Origin of the sequence: Xanthomonas sp. LMG 12459 (assembly GCF_009192905.1) — a bacterium.
Classification (GTDB): domain Bacteria; phylum Pseudomonadota; class Gammaproteobacteria; order Xanthomonadales; family Xanthomonadaceae; genus Xanthomonas_A; species Xanthomonas_A sontii.
In genome coordinates this window covers 15,939-39,991 of the sequence record NZ_NSGT01000014.1, presented here as the reverse complement: position 1 = coordinate 39,991, position 24,053 = coordinate 15,939, and the positions used below count along the sequence as shown (strand labels likewise).

Annotated in this window: 16 protein-coding genes and 2 pseudogenes; 4 read left to right on the top strand and 14 right to left on the bottom strand. The window is 69.5% G+C overall.

Features of this window, described 5'->3' with window-relative positions; all coding sequences use genetic code 11:
- The first annotated feature begins 135 nt into the window (after nucleotides 1–135).
- Entirely contained in the window at nucleotides 136–2,118 is a 1,983-nt protein-coding gene (locus CEK65_RS03075) for a sigma-54-dependent Fis family transcriptional regulator (RefSeq protein ID WP_193314676.1), read from the top strand.
- 444 nt (nucleotides 2,119–2,562) lie between these two features.
- On the opposite strand, the gene CEK65_RS03070 is transcribed toward CEK65_RS03075, so the two are convergent.
- The 13 genes and pseudogenes from CEK65_RS03070 to ubiE all read right to left on the bottom strand — a co-directional run bounded on the left by CEK65_RS03070 (nucleotide 2,563) and on the right by ubiE (nucleotide 18,534).
- The gene (locus CEK65_RS03070; RefSeq protein ID WP_017912441.1) at nucleotides 2,563–4,959 is read right to left on the bottom strand and encodes a TonB-dependent receptor; all 2,397 of its coding nucleotides are present in this window, start codon (nucleotides 4,957–4,959) and stop codon (nucleotides 2,563–2,565) included.
- A 17-nt stretch (nucleotides 4,960–4,976) separates the two neighbouring features.
- Nucleotides 4,977–6,086, bottom strand: a complete 1,110-nt coding sequence (locus CEK65_RS03065) for an S-(hydroxymethyl)glutathione dehydrogenase/class III alcohol dehydrogenase (protein ID WP_043094692.1) — start codon at nucleotides 6,084–6,086, stop codon at nucleotides 4,977–4,979.
- Nucleotides 6,087–6,139: 53 nt separating this feature from the next.
- The gene (locus CEK65_RS03060) at nucleotides 6,140–7,159 is read right to left on the bottom strand and encodes a beta-propeller fold lactonase family protein (protein WP_152180737.1); all 1,020 of its coding nucleotides are present in this window, start codon (nucleotides 7,157–7,159) and stop codon (nucleotides 6,140–6,142) included.
- The gene (locus CEK65_RS03055; RefSeq protein ID WP_152180736.1) at nucleotides 7,156–7,731 is read right to left on the bottom strand and encodes a c-type cytochrome; all 576 of its coding nucleotides are present in this window, start codon (nucleotides 7,729–7,731) and stop codon (nucleotides 7,156–7,158) included. Before CEK65_RS03055 ends, CEK65_RS03060 begins: the two co-directional genes overlap by 4 nt.
- A gap of 77 nt (nucleotides 7,732–7,808) precedes the next feature.
- Nucleotides 7,809–9,473 (bottom strand): annotated as a pseudogene (locus CEK65_RS03050) (quinoprotein dehydrogenase-associated putative ABC transporter substrate-binding protein); the annotation flags it as partial.
- A gap of 80 nt (nucleotides 9,474–9,553) precedes the next feature.
- Nucleotides 9,554–11,572 carry a methanol/ethanol family PQQ-dependent dehydrogenase gene (locus CEK65_RS03040; protein WP_152180733.1) on the bottom strand — a complete coding sequence of 673 codons (2,019 nt, stop codon included), beginning with the start codon at nucleotides 11,570–11,572 and terminating at the stop codon, nucleotides 9,554–9,556.
- Between the two features lie 405 nt (nucleotides 11,573–11,977).
- Nucleotides 11,978–12,616 (bottom strand): HAD family hydrolase, encoded by a 639-nt coding sequence (locus CEK65_RS03035; protein ID WP_017914832.1) that lies wholly within the window; start codon nucleotides 12,614–12,616, stop codon nucleotides 11,978–11,980.
- A gap of 5 nt (nucleotides 12,617–12,621) precedes the next feature.
- Nucleotides 12,622–13,341, bottom strand: coding sequence for a hypothetical protein (locus tag CEK65_RS03030; RefSeq protein WP_017910020.1), 720 nt, complete (start codon nucleotides 13,339–13,341; stop codon nucleotides 12,622–12,624).
- Nucleotides 13,338–14,357, bottom strand: a complete 1,020-nt coding sequence (locus CEK65_RS03025; RefSeq protein ID WP_152180732.1) for an alpha/beta fold hydrolase — start codon at nucleotides 14,355–14,357, stop codon at nucleotides 13,338–13,340. Before CEK65_RS03025 ends, CEK65_RS03030 begins: the two co-directional genes overlap by 4 nt.
- A gap of 33 nt (nucleotides 14,358–14,390) precedes the next feature.
- Nucleotides 14,391–14,741 (bottom strand): cupin domain-containing protein, encoded by a 351-nt coding sequence (locus tag CEK65_RS03020; RefSeq protein ID WP_152180731.1) that lies wholly within the window; start codon nucleotides 14,739–14,741, stop codon nucleotides 14,391–14,393.
- Between the two features lie 419 nt (nucleotides 14,742–15,160).
- Nucleotides 15,161–17,101 carry a M1 family metallopeptidase gene (locus CEK65_RS03015; RefSeq protein ID WP_152180730.1) on the bottom strand — a complete coding sequence of 647 codons (1,941 nt, stop codon included), beginning with the start codon at nucleotides 17,099–17,101 and terminating at the stop codon, nucleotides 15,161–15,163.
- A 134-nt stretch (nucleotides 17,102–17,235) separates the two neighbouring features.
- Nucleotides 17,236–17,355: pseudogene (locus CEK65_RS21115) on the bottom strand (class I SAM-dependent methyltransferase); the annotation flags it as partial.
- Nucleotides 17,356–17,772: 417 nt separating this feature from the next.
- On the bottom strand, nucleotides 17,773–18,534 hold the full coding sequence (gene ubiE / locus CEK65_RS03005; protein WP_017910016.1) for a bifunctional demethylmenaquinone methyltransferase/2-methoxy-6-polyprenyl-1,4-benzoquinol methylase UbiE: 762 nt from the start codon (nucleotides 18,532–18,534) through the stop codon (nucleotides 17,773–17,775).
- A 113-nt stretch (nucleotides 18,535–18,647) separates the two neighbouring features.
- Here ubiE and CEK65_RS03000 point away from each other — a divergent pair, with 113 nt between their 5' ends.
- The 3 genes from CEK65_RS03000 to CEK65_RS02990 all read left to right on the top strand — a co-directional run bounded on the left by CEK65_RS03000 (nucleotide 18,648) and on the right by CEK65_RS02990 (nucleotide 21,933).
- Nucleotides 18,648–19,103 carry a nucleoside deaminase gene (locus CEK65_RS03000; RefSeq protein ID WP_010341927.1) on the top strand — a complete coding sequence of 152 codons (456 nt, stop codon included), beginning with the start codon at nucleotides 18,648–18,650 and terminating at the stop codon, nucleotides 19,101–19,103.
- Between the two features lie 211 nt (nucleotides 19,104–19,314).
- The gene (locus CEK65_RS02995; protein ID WP_152180729.1) at nucleotides 19,315–20,502 is read left to right on the top strand and encodes a heparan-alpha-glucosaminide N-acetyltransferase domain-containing protein; all 1,188 of its coding nucleotides are present in this window, start codon (nucleotides 19,315–19,317) and stop codon (nucleotides 20,500–20,502) included.
- A gap of 66 nt (nucleotides 20,503–20,568) precedes the next feature.
- Nucleotides 20,569–21,933, top strand: coding sequence for a DUF2252 family protein (locus CEK65_RS02990; protein ID WP_152180728.1), 1,365 nt, complete (start codon nucleotides 20,569–20,571; stop codon nucleotides 21,931–21,933).
- A 730-nt stretch (nucleotides 21,934–22,663) separates the two neighbouring features.
- Here the strand turns inward: CEK65_RS02990 and hslU are convergent.
- Nucleotides 22,664–24,028: an ATP-dependent protease ATPase subunit HslU gene (gene hslU / locus CEK65_RS02980; protein ID WP_152180727.1), complete on the bottom strand. Its 1,365-nt coding sequence runs from the start codon at nucleotides 24,026–24,028 to the stop codon at nucleotides 22,664–22,666.
- Nucleotides 24,029–24,053: the final 25 nt, after the last annotated feature.

Below are 24,053 nucleotides of genomic sequence, written 5' to 3'. Positions count from 1 at the left end.
TGGAGCGAGGATCCCAGCGCGACCGGGGGGATCGACGGCGGGCGACGCCATCGCTTTGCTGCACTGCGGGTTGAGCCCAGGCCTGGTTTGTGCGTCACTTGCGCAAGGGCCCCTGGGGGGGACGAGAGCGCGCCCATGTCCGAGTCGACTGTCGCCAGCCTCGCGCAAGCCAAGGTCGTCGCACCATCCGCCGCCGAGGCCGACTGCGCGCCGCTGGCGCGCATGCGCCATTTCCGCCAGATCGAGTCCTTGCCGCCGGCGCTTGCACGCTCGTGGCGGCGCTGCCTCGACGAGTACGGCCTGGCCCCGGACACCCACCCCTCGCCGATGGTCCATGACGACGGTGAGTTGCGCGAGCGCCAGCAGCGGCTGGAGGCGCTGCTGCGCATCGCCAAGGTGGAGATGGAAAATCTCTACGAACAGATCGCCGGCGGCAGCTACGCGGTGGTGTTCGCCGACACCGAGGCCACGGTCCTGCACAGCGTGCAGGATCCGGCGCTGCTGCGTGCGTTCCGCGAGACCGGGCTGTTCTGTGGCGCCAGTTGGGCCGAACGCTACCAGGGCACCAACGGCATCGGCACCTGTGCGGTGGAGGGCAGTGCGCTGAGCGTGCACCGCGGCGAACACTACCTGGAGCGGCACCTGCCGTTGTCCTGCAGCGGCGCGCCGATCCTGGATCCGCAAGGCCATCTGCTGGCGGTGCTGGACGCCTCCACGCCCGACCCGCGCGACACCAAGCTGGTGCAGCGCCATACCGGCGCGCTGGTGCGCATGTCGGCAGCGCAGATCGCCCGCGCATACTTCCTGGAACAGTACCGGCATGCCTGGATCCTGCGCTTCCACAGCCGCCCGGAGTTCGCCGGGCTGCTGCACGAAGCGTTGATCGCGGTGGACAGCGATGGCCGCGTGCTCGCGGTCAACGAGGCCACGCTGGAACAGCTCGGCAAGCCCGACCGTTCCCCGCTGGTCGGGCGCGACATCGCCCAGGTGATGCAGCTGGATTTCGACACGCTGGAGCAGCGCGCGCGCAAAGACGCCAGCACGTTGTGGTCGATCCGCTGCGCCTGCCACGGCCGCCGCTTCTTCGCCCTGGCGCAGCCGCCGCGTGCGCGCAGCGCTGCCGGCCGAACGCGCGCCGCGGGCGAGGACGGCCAGGCCGCGCGCGCCAACGATCATGTCGGTTCCGATCCGCGCATGCTGCACAACCTGGACAATGCGCTGAAGCTGGCCAAGCACCGCGTGTCGATCCTGCTGTGCGGCGCCACCGGCACCGGCAAGGAAGAGTTCGCCAAGGCGGTGCACCGCAGCTCGCCCTGGGCCGATCGCCCGTTCGTGGCGGTGAACTGTGCGGCGATCCCGGAAGCGCTGATCGAGAGCGAGCTGTTCGGCTATGCGCGCGGCGCCTTCACCGATGCCGCGCGCGAAGGACGCCACGGCAAGCTGTTGCAGGCCAGCGGGGGCACCCTGTTCCTGGACGAGATCGGCGACATGCCGCTGCCGCTGCAGACGCGCCTGCTGCGGGTGCTGGAGGAACAGAGCGTGACCCCGCTGGGCAGCGACCGCGCCGTGCCGCTGGAACTGCACGTGATCAGCGCCAGCCACCGCGACCTGGCGCAGATGGTCGGCAGCGGCGGCTTCCGCGAGGACCTGTACTACCGCCTCAACGGCGTGGTGCTGCACCTGCCGCCGCTGCGCGAGCGCAGCGACAAGGCCGAACTGATCCGCACCCTGCTGCGCGAGGAGAGCGGCGAGCAGACGGTGCGCATCAGCGAGGACGCCCTGCACAAGCTGCTCAGCTATGCCTGGCCCGGCAACCTGCGGCAGCTGCGCAACGTGCTGCGTACCGCGGCGGTGCTGTGCGCCGATGGCGTCATCCGCATCCCCAACCTGCCGCAGGAAATCGTCGATGCCGACAGCGGCCCGTGCCTGCTCGGCGACGACGCGCATGCCGGCGACGGCATGCCCGGCCGCGTCGCCCTGGACAGTGCCGAGCGCAGCGTGCTGCAGCAGCAGCTCGAGCGTCACCGATGGAACGTCAGCCGCACCGCCGATGCGCTGGGCATCAGCCGCAATACCCTGTATCGCAAGCTGCGCAAGCACGGGTTGGCGACGGCTTGAGTGGCGGCGACATCGCGATTCAATGGAGTTGCTGCGCGTCGCGAATGAAGCCTCGCCTGTCGCGTCTTGCCATTCGGTAGCGGCGTGAGTGCTGTGGGGTATTGGCGTCCCAACCGTTGAGGCGGCTGGAGGACGCCGGGCTTCGATGTCGCGGCTGAAGCCGCTTCCTACGACAACCGTTTTTACGACAACGGCTTGCGGGCCGCTGAGATCGCACACTGTGGAAGGGACTTCAGTCCCGACTGCGGACGGAGCCGGAGGTTCCGTCCGAGGTCGCGGCTGACGCCGCTCCTGCAGGAAGCCCTGCGCCGGTGACCAAGCGCGGACCCAGGCAGGAGCGGCGTCAGCCGCGCCAGTCGCCCGCGCCAACTGGCGTGCAGCCGTCTTGGACACGGCGGATGGCACGCGCCGAGCGGTGCCACCACACGAACCGCAAACCGCCCGCTAGAAACGCCAGCGCAAACCGACCTGGTATTGCCGCGGGGCGCCGGGGGCGACGAAGCGCGAGGGGCCGTCCTCGACCGCAGCGTCCTGCGGGCGTGCCAGGGCGCCGCCCGGGAACAGGTCCTCGGCGATCGCCGCATACGTCTCGTAGCGGCGGTCGAACACGTTGTTGACCCGCAGGTACAACGACAGGCCTTCGGCGAGCTCCCAGGTGCCGTGCAGGTCGAGCAAGGCATAGCCGCCGGTGGACAGGTCGTGGCGCGCCGGCGCCTCGCCTTCCTCGGGGTCTTCGACCAGGCCGTCCTCGTTGCCGCTGGCCACGCGCCGCGACACCGCGCGCAAGTCGGCCCCCAGCGTCAGCTGCGCCAGCGCCTGCCAGTCCACGCCCAGCTTCAGCGTGTTGCGCGGCAGGCCGGCGATGCGCGTGCCCGGCCGCAAGGTCACCGTGCGCTCGCCGGAGAGCAGTTCGCCGGCGCTGCGGTAGGTGGCGTCCAGGTAGCTGTAGCCGGCGAACCAGCGCAGCGCGCCGTGGCTGCCGCGGTAGCTGAGGTCGGCGCCCTGATAGCGGGTGCGGTCGACGTTGTCGAAATAGCCCTGCTGGGAATTGGGTGCGCGCAGGAACAGGATGTCGTCGCGGTTGTCGGCGCGGTACAGCGAGGCGTTCAGCGTCTGCGCCGGCGTCGGGTTCCAGCGCAGGCCGAGCTCGTAGGTGCGCGAGACGATCTGCTCCAGGCGCGGGTCGGCCTGCAGCCCGGTCGGCAACCGGCACGGCTGTTCCGGGTCGGCGCAGCCGAGTTCGATCGCGGTCGGCGCGCGGCTGTTCTGCGAGGCCGAGGCGAACGCGGTGAAGCCGTCGCCCAGGCGCTGGGTGATGCCCAGCGAGGGATTGGCCTTGGCGAACACGAAGCGCTCGCGCGGCAGCACGCCGTCGTCGGCGGTGGACAGGGTGTTGGCGACGGCGACGCGGTTCCAGCGCAGCGCGGCATTGAGGTGGGTGGCCTCGCTCAGCTCCCAGGTATCGGCGGCGAACAGGCCCAGGGTGCTGCTGCGTCCGTCGACGCCGGAGAAGAACTCCCGATCCTCGTCCGGATCGGCGACCACCGAGCGATCGTCCTGCACGAACGCCTCCTGCTCGTACTGCCGGTAGCGCACGCGGTTGCGGTCGTAGGTGGCGCCGATGCTGAGCGCGTGCGCGCCGGCCTGGTGGCTGAGGTTCAGTGCCACGCCCTCGGCGTGCTGGCGCATCTGCGTGGTGTTGAGCACGCCGCTGTGCAGCGCGTCGGCATCGGCGCGCGACACCGTGCAGCCGGCGTCCAGCGGCGTGCCGTCGGCGGCGTAGCCGTCGGCGCAATCGTCGACGAACTCCTCGTAGTCGTCGTTGATGTCGCCGTTGACGGTGTCGCGCCGCCCCTGGCGGTAGTAGGCGAGCAGGTGCAGTGCGGTGCGCTCGTCGAAACGATGGTCAAACTGTCCGGTGAGCAGCGTGTTGCGGTTGCGGGTCAGGTCCGGCGAGGTGTACACCGCGGCGCGATCGGCCTCGTACAGCCCCGGCTCCGTGCCCTCGTCGGTGTAGCGATAGCTCGGCAGCAGGCCATTGCCGACCAGGCGGCTGCGCCCGTGCAGCAGCGACACGTCCCAGTCGGTGCGCTCGCCCTGCCGCCCGAACTTGCCGAACACGGTGCCCAGGCGGCCGGCGGAGGCGTCGCGCCAGCCGTTCTCGTCGAAACCGGTGGCCGCGACGAAGGCATGCAGGCCGTCGGCACCGGCGTAGCCGTAGGACGCATCCAGGCGCTTGCGCGCGCCGCTGCCCACCGACAGGTCGGCGCGCAGGCCAGGCGCGGTCAGGCCGGACTGGGTGGTGAAGGCCAGCGCGCCACCCAGCGTGTTGGGACCGAACAGCGGGTTGGAGCCCGGCATCAGCGCGACGCTGCGGATCGCCGCCTCCGGCATCATGTCCCAGCTGACGATGTCGGCGAACGGCTCGTTCATGCGCACACCGTCCAGGTACACCGACACGCCCTGCGAGGCGCCCGGCAAGGCCGAGGCACGGAAACCGCGGAAGGTCAGGTCGGTCTGGAACGGGCTGCCCTGCACCTCGTTGGTGTCCACGCCGTTCATTTCGCGCAGCAGGAAGTCGGTGAGGTTGCCGGCCTGGCTGCGTGCGATGTCGTCGGCATTGGCGGTCTGCACCGTGTACGGCAGCAGGTCGGCATCGATCAGCGTGCCGGGGATCGGCGTGGCGGTGACCTCGACCCGGTCCAGCGCGGTGATCTGCGCATCGTCGGCATTGACCGTGGTCTGCGCGTGCGCCGGTGCGGCGAGCAGGCCGATGGCGGTGGCGACGGCCAGCGCGAGCAGGCTCGGCGGCGGAGTATGCGGTCCTGGGGTGTGGGTCATGCCGGTTCCTTGAGGGCTCAGTAGAGAACGATCGATTTGATGCCGCGGCCGGCGCGCATCGCCTCGAAGCCGCGGTTGATGTGGTCCAACGGCAGGGTTTCGCTGATCAGTTCGTCGATGCGGATCTCCCCGGCCAGGTAGCGCTCGGCATAGGCCGGCAGCTCGCTGCGGCCCTTGACCCCGCCGAACGCGCTGCCGCGCCAGGCGCGGCCGGTAACCAGTTGCAGCGGCCGCGTGCTGATCTCCTGCGCGCTCGGCGCCACGCCGAGGATGATGCTTTCGCCCCAGCCCTTGTGGCAGCACTCCAGCGCCGCGCGCATCGCGCGCACGTCGCCGACGCAGGCGAAGCTGTGGTCGGCGCCGCCGTCGGTGAGGTCGACGATGACCTGCTGCACCGGCGCGCCGAAATCCTTCGGATCCAGGCAGTCGGTGGCGCCCAGCGCGCGCGCCAGCGGGAACTTGTCGCGGTTGATGTCGACCACGATGATGCGCTCGGCGCGCGCCATCACCGCGCCCTGCACCACCGACAGGCCGATGCCGCCGAGTCCGAAAACCGCCACACTCTCGCCCGGACGCACCCGCGCGGTGTTGAGCACGGCGCCGATGCCGGTGGTGACCGTGCAGCCGAGCAGGCAGGCCTTGTCCAGCGGCGCGGCCGGATGGATCCTGGCCACCGCGATCTCCGGCAGCACGGTGTACTCGGCGAAGGTGCTGGTGCCCATGTAGTGCAGCAGCGGGCGCCCGTGCAGCGAGAAGCGGCTGCTGCCGTCGGGCATCAGCCCGCGATCCTGGGTGCTTCGGATCGCCTGGCACAGGTTGGTGCGGTTGGAACGGCAGTACTTGCACACGCCGCACTCGGGCATGTACAGCGGGATCACGTGATCGCCCGGGCGCACGCTGGTGACGCCGACGCCGACCTCTTCGACCACGCCGGCGCCTTCCTGGCCCAGGATCACCGGGAATGCCGCATCGGCATCGGCACCGGACAGGGCGATGTCGTCGCCGTGGCAGATGCCGCTGGCGACCATGCGCACCAGCACTTCGCCGGCCTTGGGCGGCTGCAGATCCACCTCTTCGATGGCCAGCGGCTGGTTCGCCGCCCAGGCGACCGCGGCTCGCGTCTTCATTCCGGCTCTCCCCGCCTCCCGTCGCGGCGCCCGAGAGCGCCGCTCGCCTCAGCTCACTGCGCCACGATCACACCCCATGGCATCTCGCCCACCGCGATCTGCTTGATCTCCTTCATCGCCGCCGTGTCGATGACACTGACGCTGTTGGAACGGCCATTGGCCACGTACAACTTTTTGCCGTCCGGGCTCAGCGCCGGGTTCCAGGGCCGCTGCCCCACCGGGATCTCCGCCAACGCACGGCGCGCGGCCGGATCGATCACGCTGACCGTGCCGGCGCCATTGGACGCGTACACGCGGCTGCCGTCGCGGGCGATGGCGATGCCGGCGGTACGCTGCCCGGCCGGAATGCTGGCCACGCGCGTGCGCGCCGCCAGGTCGATCACGTCGACCACGTTGGCCGCTTCCTGCGCCACGTACGCCGTCTTGCCGTCGGGCGCGAACGCCATGCCGCGCGGATGCCCGCTGGTGGCGATGACGCCGGTGGACGCGCCGGTCTTCAGGTCGATCACGTCCAGGTCGTTGGAGCCTTCGTTGCTGGTCAGCAGCAGCGCGCCATCCGGCGTGTAGACGCAGTGTTCCGGCGCCTGCCCGCGGGTGGCGATGTGCGCGCCGATGGTGAAACTGGCCGGGTCGATCAGCATCACCTGGTTCTGCCCCTCCACGCACACCGCCAGCTGGCGGCCGTCCGGCGACGCGGCCACGCCTTCGGCGTTCTCGCCGATGTCGACGCTGCGCAGCACGCGGTCCTGCACGGTATCCAGGTCCAGCAGGCGATGGCCCTGCGCGTCGATGACGTACAGATGCCCGGGCGGCCCCGGCACCACCTGCTGCAGGCGCTTGCCGAGCTGGCCCTGCGCCGACAGCGTCCGCACCACGTGGTCGCTGCCGGTGTCGATCACCGAGATGGTGCCGCTGCGCTGGTTCGGGACGTAGGCCAGCGCCGCGGTCGCGGCCGCAGGCGCCGGCGCGGCCGCCGCCGCATCGGCCCCCGCCGTCGGCGCGGCGGTGCGCTGGCACGCAGCAGCGAACAGCGACAGCGCGACGACGGCGGACAGGCGCAACGCTTTCCTCATTGCGTGGCGCCCGCGGTCTTGTTGATGGAATGGATGAAGGCCAGCAGCTTCTCGGTATCGCCCGGCTTGAGCACCGGACCGAACGGCGGCATCTGCCCGACCACCTTCTCGTGGCCGATCCGGGTCTTGCCGTGCGCGGTCATGCCGGCGGTGCCTTCGGTGATCAGCGTACGCAAGGTGTCGTCGTCGCTGCCGTACACCCAGATGTCGTTGGTCAGCGGCGGACACATGCCGCCACCACCGGTGCCGCCGTGGCAGGCGGTGCAGCCGGCGGAGTTGAACAGCGCCTTGCCTTCGGCGACCAGCTCCGGGGTGACCTTGACCGGCGGTCCCTTCGGAATCGGCGTCACCGCCGCAGCGGGGGCCGGTGCGGCGGCAGGAGCGGCGGCGGGCGCGGTCGCCGCCGGCGCAGAGGCCGGTGCAGGCGCCGGCGCCGCAGCCGGCTCGGGTGTGGCCGCTGGCGCGGCGGGCGTCTCCTGCTTGCCGCAGGCGGCCAGCAACAGGAGCGAGGCGAACAGGGACGCGGGCAACAGCACGGAGACGGCACGACGACGGACGGAAGCAGAGCGCATGGGAGCAGAACCTTTGCGGAGTGCACGATGGGAGGAGCAGGCCGCGCGAGCGGCATGTACGGAACGGCGGAAAGCGGTCATTGCGTGCGTCGGTGCTGGGCCTCCGTCAGCAGGTGGGCGAGTTCGGCATTGCCGCGTTGCTGGGCCAGCGCCGCCGGGGTCTTGCCGTCGGCGTCGCGCGCATCGGCGCTGGCGCCGGCGGCGAGCAGGCGCCGGGCGCTGTCCTCGCGACCGGCAGCGGCAGCCAGCATCAACGGCGTGACGCCGGCGCGGTTGGCACGGTCGGCTTCGGCACCGCGCTTGAGCAGCAGATCGAGGATCTTCGGGTCGTTGCGCGCCACCGCGAACATCACCGGGGTGAAGCCGGCCGGGTTGGCACGGCGCACGCTGGCACCCGCGGTGAGCAATGCCTGTACCAGGTCGGCGTCGGCATAGGAGATCGCCAGGTCCAGCGGCGTCCAGCCGTCGGCGGACACCGCCTCGACCTTGGCGCCATGCGCCAGCAATTGCGCGGCGCTCTTGCCGTCGTTGGACCAGGCCGCCTTCATCAACGGCGTCCAGCCATTGCTGTCGCGGCTTTCGACCTTGGCACCGGCGGCCAGCAGCTCACCGACCAGCAGCGGCGCCTGGTTGCGGATCGCCTGCTGCAGCGGCGGCTCGCCGAGCAGGTTGGGCTTGTCGGCGCTGGCGCCATGCCGCAGCAGCCAGGCCACGCGCACGCCATCGCCGGCGTCCAGCGCATGCGCCAGTTCCTCGTTGGGATCGGCACCGCCGGCGATGCGCAACTGCAATTGCGCCAGCATGTCCGACGAGGCCTGCGCGCTCGGCGTATCGTCCTGGTCGTCGGGCACCGCGTAGGAGCCGTGCGAGCGCAGATCGCCGGCGACGATGCAATCGGCGCAGTCCACCAGCGGCACGTGATACTCGCGCAGGATCGCGCCGATCTTGCCGGCGCTGCGCTGCATCGCCGCGTTCAGCGCATCGCGCAGTGCCGCGTTCTTGCGCGACACCGCCCACGCCATCGAATACTCCAGCACCTCGTTGTCGATGACGTTCAACGGCACCACGCCCAGACCGCCGCGCGCGGCGTAGTAACCGGCCACCGGCCCCCAGGATTCGGCGGCATCGAGCTTGCCGGCGGCGACCTGCTCGGCGAGCTTGCCGGGATGCTCCTGCGGCGCACTGGCAGAATCGTAGAACAGGTACTGCACCTCGCCCTGCACGCCATGGTCGAACAGCGCCTGCCGCGCCGGCGAGCTCTGGAACACGCCGACCTTTAGCTTCTTCAGTGCCGGATCGTCCAGCGACGCCGGGTGCAGGTCCAGGCCCTTGCGGGTGACCAGCACGTAGGTAGAGCGATACAGCGGGCGCGTGGGCAGGCCCATCTCGAAATCGCTGTTCATGTCCATCAGCACGTCGCAGCGCCCGGCGTTGATCGTGCTGCGCGCCAGGCCGCGCTGGTAGTAGCTGCGCCATTCGTACTCCAGGCGCCGGCCCATCTCCGCGGCCACCACCTGGGCGATCTTGTTCTGGAAGCCCTCGCCTGCACGATCGGACAACGGCATGTTGCCGGGATCGGCACAGACCCGCAGCACCGGCGCATCGGCCGGCAGCGTCGTGGCGGGCGCGGCGGAGGCCGGTGCCGCCGCGGCGGGCGGGGCAGCAGGAGCGCGAGCCGTCGCGGACGACGGCTCGCGCGTACAGCCTGCGGCGACGAGTCCGAGGCTGCACAACAGCAACACGGCGCGCGCGCCCGCAGGCAGGCGCCGCGAGGCGGGTGCCATCCGGCACCCGCTCGCACCCTGGACGCGGCGCCGCCGGCTCATCGCACCGACTTGGCGGCGACCGCCGCGCTGCCACCGCCGCCGGCCGTCGTGGCGGTCGCGTTGGGGGTCGGGGTGACGGTCTTGCCGGCGCCGTCGATGCGGAAGGTGTGCACCATACCGCCCAACGGGATCTTGTCGAAGCCGTTGCTGAAGGCCAGGCCGGCCGCACCCAGCGCACCGTACGGATCGCCCGGATCCAGGCCGGCGGCGACCGGCAGGCCGATCCAGCCACCGATGCCCGAGAACACCGCCACGTACTGGTGGCCGTTGGCCTTGTAGGCGATCGGGTTGCCGATGATGCCCGAGGGCAGCTTGGTCTCCCACAGCTTCTTGCCGGTGTCCTTGTCCACCGCGCGGAACCAGCCGTCCAGCGTGCCGTAGAACACCAGCCCGCCATCGGTGACCAGGGTGCCGCTCCACACCGGGAACTTCTCCTTGATCTCCCACTTGGACTTGCCTTCGACCACGTCGAACGCCTTGACGATGCCCAACGCGCCCGGCTCGTTCGGCTTCATCAACACGTTGGCGAACACGTACGGCAGGCCCATCATGGTGTTGCCGCGCTCCTGCGGGTCCAGCTCCATGTGCCAGTTGTTGGTGCCGCAGAAGAACACCGCCGAATTGGACGGGTCCACCGAGCACGGCTGCTGGTCCTTGCCGCCCATCGCCGCCGGGAACGCCTCGACCTTGCGGCCGCGCTCCAGCGGCGAGTGCGCCGCGACCTTGACCGGACGCCCGGTCTTCATGTCGATGCGCTCGGCCCAGTTGGCCGGCACGAACTTGTTGGCGCGCAGCAGGGTGCCGTCGCGGCGGTCCAGCACATAGGCGAAGCCGTTGCGGTCGAACTGCACGACCGAGGGCACCTGCTTGCCGTCGATGGTCAGGTCGACCAGGATCGGCTCGTTGACGCCGTCGTAGTCCCATTGGTCGAACGGGGTCTTCTGGTAGCCCCACACCGCCTCGCCGGTGTCGATCTTGCGCGCGAACAGGGTCATCGACCACTTGTTGTCGTACTCGCCGGTGTCGCATTCCTTCTGCGTGGTCTTGCCGCAGCGGTACGACGGGCTCCACAGGCCCGGATTGCCGGTACCGTAGTAGACCAGCTTGAGTTTCGGGTCGTAGCTGTACCAGCCCCACGCCGCGCCGCCGCCGCGCTTCCAGCCTTCGTCGGGATAGGTCTTCTGGCCGAGGTCGCCGAGCTGGCCGTGCTGCGGATTGGCCTTGTTGAAGTCCGGGCCGAGGCAGATGTCCTTGTCGGTGCCGGTGGCCTCGCAGGACCAGGCCTGCTTGCCGTCGGCCAGCGCGTACGCGGCGACGCGCCCGCGCACGCCGAACTCGTTGCCGCTGATGCCGGCCACGACCTTGCCGTCGGCGATGATCGGGGCCATGGTGATGGTCTCGCCCTTCTCGGGATAGGCGAGCTTCTGCTTCCACACTTCCTTGCCGGTCTTGGCATCGAGCGCGATCACGTCGCCGCTGAGGCTGCCGAACACCACCTTGCCGTCGGCGTAGGACGCGCCACGGTTGACCGTGTCGCAGCAGGCCACCGCGACGGCGCGCTCGTCCTGCTGCGGGGTGTACTTCCACAGCACCTTGCCGGCGTCTTCCTGCGACAGGTCGATCGCGAACACGTTGTTCGGATAGGCGCTGACCATGTACATGGTGCCGCCCACCACCAACGGCTGGCCTTCATGGCCGCGGGTGGCGTCGGTCTTCATCTCCCACGACATCTTCAGGTTCTTGACGTTGTCGCGGTTGATCTCGGCCAGCGGGCTGTGCCGGGTCAGGCCGAAGTCGCGGCCGATGCCGCCCCAGTTGTCCGGGTTGGCGGCATTGCTGGCGAACTCGCTGTCGGTATCGGCGACCGCGGCCGGCGCGGCGGCCGGCGGCTGCTGTGCGGCGGCCGGTGCGGCCGGCGCCGAAGCCTCTTCCTGCTTCTTGCAACCCGCCAATGCCAGCGCAGTGGCCAGCGCGAGCAGCGTACAAGCCTGGGTACGACGTGAATGACTGTGCATCGTTCTACTCCCCTCGTTGAAGAGCCGCGTCACTTCACCTATCGGCGTGTGCCACGGAACCTGAAGCGTGGGTATATGCGAGCAACGTCCATGCCATCGCGGCGCTGCGATGCAACATCCCTTGAGGTACGGATCACGACGCCGGTTGTCGTCGCGGAGACGCCCACCAGCGCGGTCGAAGGCGTCTCGGAAACGTGACACTTTGTGCCACATGGTTGCATCGGGCGTGGCGCAGTGTGAGCACATGTGCCGGTGGCACACCCTGCGCCATCGCTGCGCTTGCCACACTGGCGCACACGGATGACCACGGCGGGGCGCGCGACGGGGAGTGCGCATCCGACACGCCTGCACCGATCTCGCCAAGGAGGGTGCGGCGCGCGGCGGCGGTCAGCCGCCGCGCAGCAGTCAGTGCGACTGCGGCCCGACGCGGTCCTGCCACCACGCCAGCAGCGCGGCGCAATCGGCGAAATGCAGGTCGGCCAGCGCCGGCCAGGGATTGTCCGGATGCAGCAGCACGGTGGTGGCGCCGGCATGGCGCCCGCACTGCAGGTCGTAGGCGTGGTCGCCGACCATCGCCAGCGCCTGCGGCGCCACGCCCCAGTGCTCGGCCAACTGCAGCAGGCCGCCGGGATGCGGCTTGGGCGGCGCCTCGTCGCGGCCGAGTATGGTGACGTCCTCGAACAGGTCGTCGACCTCGATCTCTTCCAGGGTCAGCTGCGCCAGCTCGCGCGCGTTGCGGGTGAGCACCGCCAGCCGGCAATCGGCCGCATGCAGGGTACGCAGCAGCGCCGGCGCGCCGTTGGCCGCGGTGGCCTCCTGGGCCAGCACGCGCTCGTGCTCCAGCAGCCAGGCGTGCTTGCTGGCGCGCTGCGCGTCCGGCAGCGCCGCCAGGTGCTGCAGGATGTCGGCCTGCGGCGGGATCTGCAGTTCGCGGCGGATCAGCGCGAAATCGTGCACGGCGCGGGTCAGGGTGCCGTCCATATCGAACACCCAGTGGCGCACCTGGCACAGCGCCTCGGCCGGCGGTGGCATGGCGGCATGCATCGCGCTCAATCCCAGCCCGGCATCTGCGCGCCGTCCAGGCCGCCGGTCTCGAACACCGCGGTGCGGGTGCCGCCGGCCTTCACCGGGAAGGTGATCTGCAGCACCGTGGTCTTGCGCGCCAGCTTCCACAGCGCCTTGTCGTCGCTGATGAACATGGCGATGGCCTCGTCGGTCTTGGGCCGCCAGGCCGCGGCCGCGTGCGGCGGCGCGTCGTCGGCCTTCAGTTCCACCTTGCAGCCGCCGGCGCAGCGGAAATCGCCGGACTGCAGCACCAGGTAGGCGCTGCGCTTCCATTCCGGATGGTCGCGGAACACCAGTTGCACCGGCTTGGGTCCGCTGCCGTCCACATCGACCTTGTCGCGGCTGTACAGCATCGCCGAACGCTGCACGCCCTTGCCGGCCGGCACCTGCGAGTACTGCCAGGCCGCCTGCATGCGCCGCAGCTCGCGCGCCGCCTCGCCCTTGGCCTTGACCTCTGCATAGCCCGGCTGGATGCGTTCGGCCGCGTCCGAGCCGGGGTACTGCTGCAGCAGCGCCGCGCCGTGGATCCGGGCCAAGTCCCAGTTGCCCGACTTCACCGCGGCGTCGTACTGCTTGGCCAGGTCGTCGGCCGCCTGCGCCTTGGCCTGCGCTTCGGCCGCGGCCTGCGCCTTGCGCTCGGCCTCGTGATCGCCGCAAGCGGCCAGGGCGACGGCGCACAGCGCGCCGAGCAGGATGCGTTTCATCGTGGGGTTCCTCGTTGGATCAGGGTGTCGATGGCCTGCGCGACCTCGGCGGGCTTCTCGACGATGGACATGTGGCCGCTGCCGTCCAGCAGTACCTGGATCGCCTGCGGCAGGCGTTGCGCGTACAGCGCCAGCGCGCTGGCGTCGATCACCGCGTCCTGCACGCAATTCAGCAGCAGCGCCGGCTGGCGGATGCGCGCGGCCTCCTCGAACGGCAGGAACGCCTCCTCGCCACGGCCGATGCGCGCCAGCACCTGCTGCTCGAAATCGGCCTCGCGGCGCCGCCAGGCCACCACCGCCGGCACCGCCCAGCGCGGGATGCGCGGCTTGGCGCGCTCGAGCAGGAACACGGTGTCGATGTAGCGCTGCAGCGATGCGGCATCGTGCACCGCGAACGGATTGTGCCCGTCCAGCACCGCCTGGCCGAAGACGTTGTCGGCGAAGCGCACGCCGGCGGCGTTGAACAGGCCGACCCGGTCGAACACCGCCGGATGGCGCGCCGCGGCCAGCGCCGCGATGCCGCCTCCCATCGAATGCCCGAGCAGCACGCATTCGCCGCCCGCACGGCGCGCGCACTGCACCGCGAACGCGGCCACGCGCTCGGCCTGCGCCACAAAGCCGTAGTCCTGCCCGGCGATGCGCTGGCTCTCGGCCCAGCCGGGCAGATCCGGGATCACCAGGTGATAGCGCGTGCCCAGCGCGCGCGCCAGCGGCAGCCAGTTCTCCTTGCTGCCGGTGAAGCCATGCACCAGCAGCAGGGTCGGCGCGGCGGGATCGGCCGCGGCGCGCACCAGATAGGTCCAGGTGTGCCCGGCGACCTGCGACTGGCGCCGCCGCAGCCCGCTGCCGCGACGCTGGCGCAGGCTCTCCAGGCGCACCAGCAGGAACGGATCGCGCGCCACCAGCAGCGCCCCGATCGGCATCGCCACGAGCGCCACGCACAGCAGCGACACCAGCAACGCCAGGGCGCCAGCCAGCAGCAGCAGCATCATCAAGACCAGGGTCGCCATCACCATGGGGACACCGGAGCGCGCAGGCCGCTCATGCGCTCACGCCACCACGTCGGCTTCGCCGAGATGGAGGGCCAGCCACACGGTCGGCTGCCCGGGATCGGTGAAGGTCACCCAATGCGGCGTATCGGCCGGGATGAACAGATGGTCGCCCGGCGCCAGCGCGACCTCGCGCTCGCACAGCGCCACCCGCGCGCTGCCCCGCAAAAGCAGCACCCATTCGTCGTGCGCCTGCACATAGGGCGTGTCCTGCGGCGTGGTCTGCCCGTGCGAGACGATGCGCTCGACGCGGCAACCGGAGCGCCGGAGCAGTTCGGTGAAGATTTCGCCACCACGGGCATCGGGCAGCGCGGCCAGCAGGGAACCGGACAGTGGATGCGCGTCGCTCATCTCAGCAGCGCCTCGACACGCGCAGGTGATTCCGCTCGCATCGGCATCGGCACTGTCCTGCCGTGGCGATGGCGCTTGCAGCGGAGAGCAGGGAGGCGGTGGCGAACGGGGTCATGCGCGCATGGACCGGGGACCATCGGGACTGCCGAGGATATCGCGAATGCGTGGCAGCAGGTCGTGCTGATCGACGGCGGTGCGTGTGGAATCCGTTAAGGCGGCACTGCACAGGCACGCGCCTCATGCCGGCGGCGCATGCGACGCCGCAGATGACGACGTCCTGCAACGCAGGCGCGGCCATGCCGCCACCATCGCACCCTCCCCGCGCGACGCGATCGTCGCAACACGCCGGCCGCACACACGCACACGGCGCCGGGAGTGCTCCCGGCGCCGTGTGCGCGGTCTTTCGCGGGCGACTTGCGTCAGTGCGCGGTGCTGCCGGCCTTGGCCTTGTCCAGCATGTCCTGCACCGACACCGTGGTGATCGGGTGGTAGCCGGGCTTGGCCTTGGCGAACACCTCTTCGGCGAAGGCGAGCCCGTCCGGCGTCTTCACCAGTTCGGCGTAGATCGGCAGGATCAGCTTGCGGCGGCCGACGCGGGCGATGAACTCGCCGGCGGCCGGGCGCGCGTCCACATAGCCGCTGCGGATCGCCAGCGGATACCAGCGCATGGCGATCTCGCCGTTGGCGGTGCCGGTGAAGTGGTAGGCGTCGTCGAGCTGCTTGAGCTGCGCCGGGGTCAGCTTCTCGCCCAGGCCGCTGAGGAAGCGCGTCCACTCCTGGGTGCTCCAGGCGTCGGTCACCTGCTTGCCCGGCAACGTGCCGCTGCCGGTCCAGGCGATGCGCGCGGTGTCGACCATGGCGAAGTTGCGCGAACGCGCCTTCTGCGCGAACGCCGGAATGCCCGGCTCGTCCAGCCACGCATTCAGTTCCTGCGCGGTCACCGCGTTCGGCTTCTTGGGCAGCAGGTGGGTCTTCAGGTACTCGACGAACTGGTCGGTGTTGGCGCTCTGGAACGCGTGGTCGTCGAACCAGCCGCGCAGGAACGGATCGAAGGTGTCGCGGCCGAAGCGCTGCTCCAGGAACTGCAGGAACCATGCGCCCTTGACGTAGGCGACCTGGCTCAGCGCCTCGTCCGGATCGCGCTCGGTCAGCGCCGGCAGCGCCAGCGCCTGGTCGGCCGGGCTCATGCCCTTCAGTTCGGCGAGCAAGTCGGTCTGGTCGATCTCGCGCTCCATCTCCGCCGCTTCGGGGCCGTACAGCGCCTCGGTGATGCGCGCCTGCACGTAGGTGGTGAACCCTTCGTTGAGCCAGATGTCCTTCCAGCTGGCGTTGGTCACCAGGTTGCCGGACCAGCTATGCGCCAGTTCATGCGCGATCAGCGACACCAGCGACTTGTCGCCGACGATCACCGTCGGGGTGGCGAAGGTCAGGCGAGGATTCTCCATGCCGCCGAACGGGAACGACGGCGGCAGCACCAGCATGTCGTAGCGACCCCAGCGGTACGGACCGTACAGCGTCTCGGCGGCCACGATCATCTTCTCGGTGTCCTCGAACTCCTTGGCCGCCTTGTCGACCATCGCCGGCTCGGCCCACACGCCCGAGCGCGCCGAGATCGGCTTGAACACCAGGTCGCCGGCGGCGATCGCCAGCAGGTAGGACGGGATCGGCTGCGGCATCTTGAAACGGTAGTCGCCGTTGCGCACCGCCTTGGGATCGTTGTCGGCGCTCATCAGCACCATCACGTCCGGACGCGAGACCACGTGCGCGCTGTAGGTGAAGCGCACGCTCGGCGTGTCCTGCAGCGGCACCCACGAACGCGCGTGGATCGCCTGCGACTGGCTGAACATGAAGGGCAGCTTCTTGCCCTCGGTCATCGACGGCTCCAGCCACTGCAGGCCCGAGGCGGTCGGCGCGGTGTGGTAGGTGATGCTGATCGTCTGCGGCTGGGTCGGCGCCTCGATGGTCAGCTTGCTGCCGTAGATCTTGTCCGCCGGCGCCAGCGCGTACTGCAGCGGCGCCTGCTGGCCCTTGCCGTCGTCGGCCTGCACCTTCTCGATGGTCAGGTCGCGGGTGTCCAGCACCAGTTGCTTGGCGCTCTTGTCCTTCCAGTCCAGCGTGTAGGTGGCGGTGCCGCCGATCTGCTTGCTGTCGAAATCCAGCTTCAGATCCAGCGCCAGATCCTTGATCACGACCTTGGACGGCTCGGCGTAGGAGGTCTCGTCGTGGCTGCGGTCGGCCGGCTTGGCCGCGGCGGGTGCCGGCTTGGCGGCAGTGGCGGCCGCATCGGGCGCGGACGCTTCACGGGAACACCCGGACGCGACCATCGCGGCCAGGGACAACAACAGGAACGGGGAACGCATGGCAGTAACCGGTTCGAGGAAAACTCGCAGTCTACCGGAAGGCCGGGATTGGGGATTCGGGAGCGGGGATTCGCAACAGCGGTGCGATGCGCGCTGACGAATCCCGAATTACCACTCTCCAATCCCGGATCCACTCAGATCTTGTCGCCCGAATGGATTGCCACGATGCCGACGGCCAGGTTCTTGTGGTGGCTACGGGCGAAGTCGGCCGCTTCCATCATCCCCTTCCGCGCGTCCTGCGGCGGATGCTTGCGCCGGCACCGTCGGACCGCGCGTCGGGACTGAAGTCCCTCCCACAAGGAGGACAACCCAGCGCCGCGATCGGTCAGCCACCGATCGCCCGCTCTTGCGATTCCCGAATCCCGACTCCCGAATCCCGGCTTTCTGTGGCAGATGCTTGCACCGGCACCGCCGGACCGCGCGTCGGGACTGAAGTACCTCCCACAAGAACAGCCCAGCGCCGCGATCGGTCAGCCACCGATCGCCCGCTTTTGCGATTCCCGAATCCCGATTCCCAATTCCCGGCTTTCTGTGGCAGATGCTGCGCCGGCATCGTCGGACCGCGCGTCGGGACTGAAGTCCCTCCCACAAGGACGACACAGCGCGACGATCAGTCAGCACCCGATCGCCCGCCTTTGCGAATCCCCAATCCCGAATCCCCAATCCCGGCTCTAAATCCTATAGCCCGAGTGGATCGCCACGATGCCGCCGGTCAGGTTCTTGTAGTGGCTGCGGGCGAAGCCGGCCTCTTCCATCATCGCCTTCAGCGCGTCCTGCGGCGGATGCTTGCGGATGCTTTCGGCCAGGTACTGGTAGCTGTCGGCGTCCTTGGCGAACAGTTGGCCCAGGCGCGGCAGCACCTTGAACGAATGGAAGTCGTACAGCGGCTTGAACCAGTCGGCGGTGACTTCGGAGAATTCCAGCACCCGCGCCTGGCCGCCGACCTTGAGCACGCGGTACATCTCGCGCAGTGCGGCGTCCTTGTCGGTGACGTTGCGCAGGCCGAAGGCGATGGTCACCAGGTCGAAGCTCTGGTCCGGGAACGGCAGCGCCTCGGCGTTGCACTGCACGTAGTCCAGGCCCGCGACCAGGCCGCGGTTGGTGAGGCGGTCGCGGCCCACCGAGAGCATGCCGGCGTTGATGTCGCCCAGCACGATCTCGCCGTCGGCACCGACCCGGTCCTTCAGCAGCGCAGCGATGTCGCCGGTGCCGCCGGCCAGGTCGAGCACGCGGTCGCCCGGCTTGACCTGCGCGGTGGCGACGAAATAGCGCTTCCAGACCCGATGGATGCCCATGCTCATCAGGTCGTTCATCAGGTCGTAGTTGCCGGCGACCGAGGTGAAGACCTCGCCGACCAGCTTCTGCTTGTCCTTGGCGGCGACATCGCGGAAGCCGAAATGGGTGGTACCGGATTTGTAGGGGGATTCGCTCATGCCGGGATTATCGCACTGCCGGCCGCTGCGTGCCGGTGAAGCGCCACACGGGATGACAGCCGCCGGCCGCCTGCGCCAGACTGCCGGCCGACTCCCTTTCCCCCGGCCATCCCATGCTGACCACGCCCGACTACCGCGCCCTGCTCGACACCGCCATCGCCGAAGCCCGCCAGGGCCTGGCCGAGGGCGGCATCCCGATCGGCGCGGCCCTGTACCACCGCGACGGCCGCCTGCTCGGCTGCGGCCACAACCGCCGCGTGCAGGAAGGCGACCCATCCGTGCACGGCGAGACCGACGCCTTCCGCAAGGCCGGCCGCCAGCGCCGCTACAAGGACACCATCATGGTCACCACCCTGGCGCCGTGCTGGTACTGCAGCGGCCTGGTGCGGCAGTTCAACATCGGCACCGTGGTGGTCGGCGAATCGGTGACCTTCCAGGGCGGCATCGACTGGCTGCGCGAGAGCGGCGTGGAGGTCATCGACCTGCACAGCCAGGAATGCATCGACCTGCTCGGCGGCTTCATCGCCGCGCACCCGGACGTGTGGAACGAGGACATCGGCGAGGACTGAGCGTCCCGCCGACGCGCCCACGGGCCGACGCCATGCCATGCCGAGCGACGCCGACCTGGCGCGCCGGCTTGCCCCGCCCGAGCCTCGCCGCCGCCGCCGCGCCGGCCCCCTTGCTCGGCCAAGCCCGAGAATCCCCGCGCCAGCAGCGGCGGTAAGGGCCCTGCTTGCCGAGTGTTATATTGTTTCAAAAAATCGACACCGATCACACCGCATGCCATCTGTTGCCCTCGCTTCGCCCGCCTCCCTCGCCGTTCCCGCGACGCCCGCCGCGCGACTGGCCTCGATCGACCTGCTGCGCGGCACGGTGATGCTGCTGATGCTGCTCGACCACGTGCGCGAGACCTTCTACCTGCACCACCCGGTCGGCGACCCGATGGAGGTGGAGGGCACGGCGCCGGCACTGTTCGTCGCGCGCACCCTCGCCCACCTGTGCGCGCCGGTGTTCGTGTTCCTCACCGGCCTGTCGGCCTGGCTGTACGCGTCCCGGCAGGCCGACGGGCGCGCGGTGGCCGCCCGCTTCCTGCTCAAGCGCGGCCTGTTCCTGATCGTGCTGGAGCTGACCCTGGTCAACCTGGCCTGGAGCGGCGCCTTCCCGCCGCAGGCGCTGTACCTGCAGGTGATCTGGGCGATCGGCCTGAGCATGCTCGCGCTGGCCGCACTGCTGTGGCTGCCGCGGCCGGCGCTGGCCCTGCTCGGCGCGGCCCTGGTCGCCGGCCACCACCTGCTGGACGCCGTGCAGGTGCAGGGCGACGGCCCGCTCGCGGCCGCCTGGGCGGTGCTGCACGACCGGCGCTGGCTGGAGTTGGGCGAGCTGCGTCTGCGCACCTCCTACCCGGTGCTACCGTGGATCGGAGTGATCGCGCTCGGCTACGCCGCCGGCCCCTGGTACGGCGCCGCCGCCGAGTCGGCGCAGCGCCAGCAGCGCCTGCTGGCCTGGGGGCTGGGCGCGCTGACCGGCTTCCACCTGCTGCGCTGGCACAACGGCTACGGCGATGCGCCCTGGCAGGCGCAGGACGACCTCGCGCATACCGCGATGAGCTTCTTCAACGTCACCAAGTACCCGCCGTCGCTGCAGTTCCTGCTGCTGACCCTGGGCGTGGGCCTGCTGTTGCTGCGCCTGTACGAGCATCCCGCCGTGGCCCGTACCCTGGCGCCGTTGGCGACGATCGGCGCGGCGCCGATGTTCTTCTACCTGCTGCACCTGTACGTGCTGAAGCTCGCCTACCTGGCCGCGCTGGCGCTGTGGGGCGCCAACCAGGGCGACCTGTTCGGCGTGGACAGCGTGGCCGCGCTGTGGGCGATCGCCGCCTTGCTGGGCCTGGCCCTGTACTGGCCCACCGCCGCGTTCGCGCGGCTGAAGGCGCGGCGCCGCGACCTGGGCTGGCTGCGCTACTTCTAGGTTCATCCGCGTGCAATGCAGGCGTGGTCGACTGCCGGTTCCTTCGTCCGCGCCTGGAGACCTGCGATGTCCACCCGCCTGCCGCAGTTGCTGCTGATCGGCCTGACCCTCGCCGCCTGCGCCGGATGCGCGACCGCGGCGAGCAAGCGCGACGCCTGGGTGGTGCAGCAGATCCACGACTACAACCATCCCTACGCCGCGCAGCGCGCCGAGCTGGATACCAAGATGGCGACCATGGCCACCGGCGCCTACGCCTTCTACCGCGGCACCGACCACATTTTCTACCAGGACATGAAAACCCTGCCGGGTTCGCTGTGGACCTCGCCGCAGACCGGCTACACCTGGCTCGGCGGCGACACCCACCTCGGCAACTTCGATGCGGCGCGCGACAGCAGCGGCAAGGCGGTGTTCAAGGTCGCCGACTTCGACGAAGGCCACCTCGGCCAGTACGTGTGGGACCTGCGCCGGCTGGCCGCGAGCATGGTCCTGGCCGGGCGCGACAACGGCCTGTCCGACAGCGACATCGGCGACGCCATCGACACCATGGTCGGCGCCTACCTGGACAAGATCGCCGATTTCCGCGGCAGCGACGCCGAAGAAAGCTTCCAGCTGAGCAAGCGCAACACCAGCGGCGCGGTGGCCAAGATCATCGACAGCGCCGACGGCAAGAGCCGCAGCAGCCTGCTGTCCAAGTACACGGTGGTCAACGGCGGCAAGCGCCAGTTCCAGAACCTGGACAACCTGGTTGCGGTGGACGCCGGCACCGCCTCGGCGGTGGCCGCGGCGATGAACGGCTACATCGGCTCGATCGCCGCGTCCAAGCGCTATGCGTCCAGCTACTACAGCATCAAGGACGTGCGCCAGAAGCTGGGCTCGGGCACCGGCAGCCTCGGCCGCCTGCGCCTGTACGTGCTGATCGAAGGCCCGAGCGCGTCGACCAGCGACGACGTGATCCTGGAGTGGAAGCAGGAAGCGGCCAGCGTGGTCGCCGTGGCCGCGCCGTCGCAGATGCCGGCCTCCACCTACGACAACAACGAGGGCGCGCGGGTGGCGCGTACCGCCAAGGCGCAGACCATCGACGCCGACGTGCTGGTCGGCTACGCCAGCGTCGACGGCACCCCGTTCTACGTGCACGAGAAATCCCCGTTCCAGCAGGATCTGGATCCGACCGCGCTGGACAGCACCGGCAAGCTCGCCACCGCCGCCACCTACCTGGGTCAGGCCCTGGCCTCGGCGCATGCGCTGGCCGACCAGGACTACGACCCGAACGTGGTGCCCTACAGCATCGACAAGCAGATCGACCAGGCGGCCAGCAGCAAGAGCGGCCTGAAATCGGAACTGCGCCAGTTCGCGTTCGACTACGCCGCGCAGGTGCAACTGGACTGGCAATCGTTCGTGGCCGCGTACAAGGCGGGCACGCCGCTGTATTGAACGCGGCGGGGGTGGCCGGAATCGCCCACGCCGTCTTGGCGCTGCAGGAAACATACCCCAGCCTGCGGCACGCTCTCCTGTCGGAGCGATTCTCGTCCCCTTTTGTGGGATCCCAGTCGCGACGAGGCCTTACCGGCAAGTCCCGTCACGACGGAAGCCGCTCCTTGTATCTGGACATGGAGCCCTGATGGCGTTATGTCTACGGTTCTTCTTTTCGTCCGACACGCAAATCTCAAGCGAAAGCAAAGGCTTTCGCCCTTACGGGCGAGTTACTTTTCTTTGCTCGCGCAAAGAAAAGGTAACCAAAAGAAGCGCTTTACCACAGCCGAAGGCTGGTCAAGCGCGCCCTGCCTCGCGCCCTCCGCGCTAACGCGCTCCGGGTCCGCGTCCATCACGGGGATCCGCGGAAGGGGCATCCTGCCCCTGCCGCGGACGGCGCACATCCCTGTGCGCCGCCCTTCGGGTGTTTCCCCGCGATGGCCGCCGCTTCGGAAGGGAACCCAGTAAGTCAAAAGCAAGGGCAAGAGCCAAAGCCAAGCGACCGCGACTCCCACACGGACTCGTGGTGATCGCTGTCCGGGCTCGATGTGGGAGGGACCTTCGTCCCCTTTTGTGGGATCAGGCACGACGGCTTCCGAGGCCAGATCGTCCGCCTACGCAGTTCGTCGTGGTTGCATGACAGTTGACTCCCACAAAGGGGAACGCATCGCGGGCGTGCGTCGACCCGGAATTACAGGATGTACCGGCTCAGATCCGGGTCCTGTACCAGCTCGCCCAGGTGCGCGTCGACATAGGCCGCGTCCACGGTGACGCTCTGCCCATCGCGGTCCGGGGCTTCGTAGCTGAGCGTGTCGAGCAGGCGCTCGAGCACGGTGTGCAGGCGCCGCGCGCCGATGTTCTCCTGGCGCTCGTTGACCAGGAACGCGATCTCCGCCAGGCGCGCGATGGCCTCGTCGGTGAAGCGCAGGCTCACGCCCTCGGTCAGCAACAGCGCTTCGTACTGCTTGGTCAGCGCCGCTTTCGGCTCGGTGAGGATGCGGATGAAGTCGTCCTTCGACAGCGCCGACAGTTCCACGCGGATCGGGAAGCGGCCCTGCAGCTCCGGGATCAGGTCGCTGGGCTTGGCGAGGTGGAACGCGCCGGAGGCGATGAACAGGATATGGTCGGTCTTGACCGTGCCGTACTTGGTGCTGACGTTGGAGCCTTCCACCAGTGGCAGCAGATCGCGCTGCACGCCTTCGCGCGACACGTCGCCGCCGGTGGCGCCGGCCTCGCTGCGCTTGGCCACCTTGTCGATCTCGTCGATGAACACGATGCCGTGCTGTTCGCAGGCCTCGATCGCCGCGGCGCGCACATCGTCCTCGTTGACCAGCTTGCCCGCCTCTTCCTCGATCAGCAGCGGCCGCGCGGCCTTGATGGTCAGCTTGCGCGACTGCGACTTGCCGCCACCGAGGTTGGAGAACATCTGCCGCAACTGCTGGCCCATTTCCTCCATGCCCGGCGGGGTCATGATGTCCATGCTGACGTTGACCGCGACATCCAGTTCGATCTCGCGCTCGTCCAGTTCGCCGGCACGCAGCATGCGCCGGAACTTGCTGCGGGTGTCGCTGTCCTGCGCCGAGGGCTCGTTGCGTGCGGCTTCCGGATCGAAGCCGATGCCGGCGCTGCGCCGCGGCAGCAACGCATCGAGGATGCGGTCTTCGGCGCGCTCCTCGGCCTGCGTGCGCACGCGGGTCTTGGCCTGCTCGCGGTACAGCTTGACCGCGGTATCTGCCAGGTCGCGCACGATCTGCTCCACGTCCTTGCCGACGTAGCCGACCTCGGTGAAGCGGGTCGCCTCGACCTTGACGAACGGCGCGTTGGCCAGCGTCGCCAGACGCCGCGCGATCTCGGTCTTGCCGACGCCGGTGGGGCCGATCATCAGGATGTTCTTCGGCATCACTTCGTTGCGCAGCGCATCGGGCAACTGCATGCGCCGCCAGCGGTTGCGCAGCGCGATCGCCACCGCGCGCTTGGCCTCGTGCTGGCCGACGATGTGGCGGTCCAGCTCCTGCACGATCTCGCGCGGGGTCATGGTGCTATGGGTATCGGTCATGGTCGGGAAATCGAAGAGGGAATCG

Excerpts from the sequence above, each read along its gene's own strand:
- CEK65_RS03065 (WP_043094692.1), bottom strand. The coding sequence starts at position 6,086 with ATGAAGACGCGAGCCGCGGTCGCCTGGGCGGCGAACCAGCCGCTGGCC.
- CEK65_RS02990 (WP_152180728.1), top strand. The coding sequence starts at position 20,569 with ATGTCCACCCGCCTGCCGCAGTTGCTGCTGATCGGCCTGACCCTCGCC.
- CEK65_RS03015 (WP_152180730.1), bottom strand. The coding sequence starts at position 17,101 with ATGCGTTCCCCGTTCCTGTTGTTGTCCCTGGCCGCGATGGTCGCGTCC.
- CEK65_RS03030 (WP_017910020.1), bottom strand. The coding sequence starts at position 13,341 with ATGAAACGCATCCTGCTCGGCGCGCTGTGCGCCGTCGCCCTGGCCGCT.
- CEK65_RS03000 (WP_010341927.1), top strand. The coding sequence starts at position 18,648 with ATGCTGACCACGCCCGACTACCGCGCCCTGCTCGACACCGCCATCGCC.
- CEK65_RS03075 (WP_193314676.1), top strand. The coding sequence starts at position 136 with ATGTCCGAGTCGACTGTCGCCAGCCTCGCGCAAGCCAAGGTCGTCGCA.
- CEK65_RS03025 (WP_152180732.1), bottom strand. The coding sequence starts at position 14,357 with ATGGTGATGGCGACCCTGGTCTTGATGATGCTGCTGCTGCTGGCTGGC.
- ubiE (WP_017910016.1), bottom strand. The coding sequence starts at position 18,534 with ATGAGCGAATCCCCCTACAAATCCGGTACCACCCATTTCGGCTTCCGC.
- CEK65_RS03035 (WP_017914832.1), bottom strand. The coding sequence starts at position 12,616 with ATGCATGCCGCCATGCCACCGCCGGCCGAGGCGCTGTGCCAGGTGCGC.
- CEK65_RS03060 (WP_152180737.1), bottom strand. The coding sequence starts at position 7,159 with ATGAGGAAAGCGTTGCGCCTGTCCGCCGTCGTCGCGCTGTCGCTGTTC.
- CEK65_RS03055 (WP_152180736.1), bottom strand. The coding sequence starts at position 7,731 with ATGCGCTCTGCTTCCGTCCGTCGTCGTGCCGTCTCCGTGCTGTTGCCC.
- CEK65_RS03020 (WP_152180731.1), bottom strand. The coding sequence starts at position 14,741 with ATGAGCGACGCGCATCCACTGTCCGGTTCCCTGCTGGCCGCGCTGCCC.
- CEK65_RS03070 (WP_017912441.1), bottom strand. The coding sequence starts at position 4,959 with ATGACCCACACCCCAGGACCGCATACTCCGCCGCCGAGCCTGCTCGCG.
- hslU (WP_152180727.1), bottom strand. The coding sequence starts at position 24,028 with ATGACCGATACCCATAGCACCATGACCCCGCGCGAGATCGTGCAGGAG.
- CEK65_RS02995 (WP_152180729.1), top strand. The coding sequence starts at position 19,315 with ATGCCATCTGTTGCCCTCGCTTCGCCCGCCTCCCTCGCCGTTCCCGCG.
- CEK65_RS03040 (WP_152180733.1), bottom strand. The coding sequence starts at position 11,572 with ATGCACAGTCATTCACGTCGTACCCAGGCTTGTACGCTGCTCGCGCTG.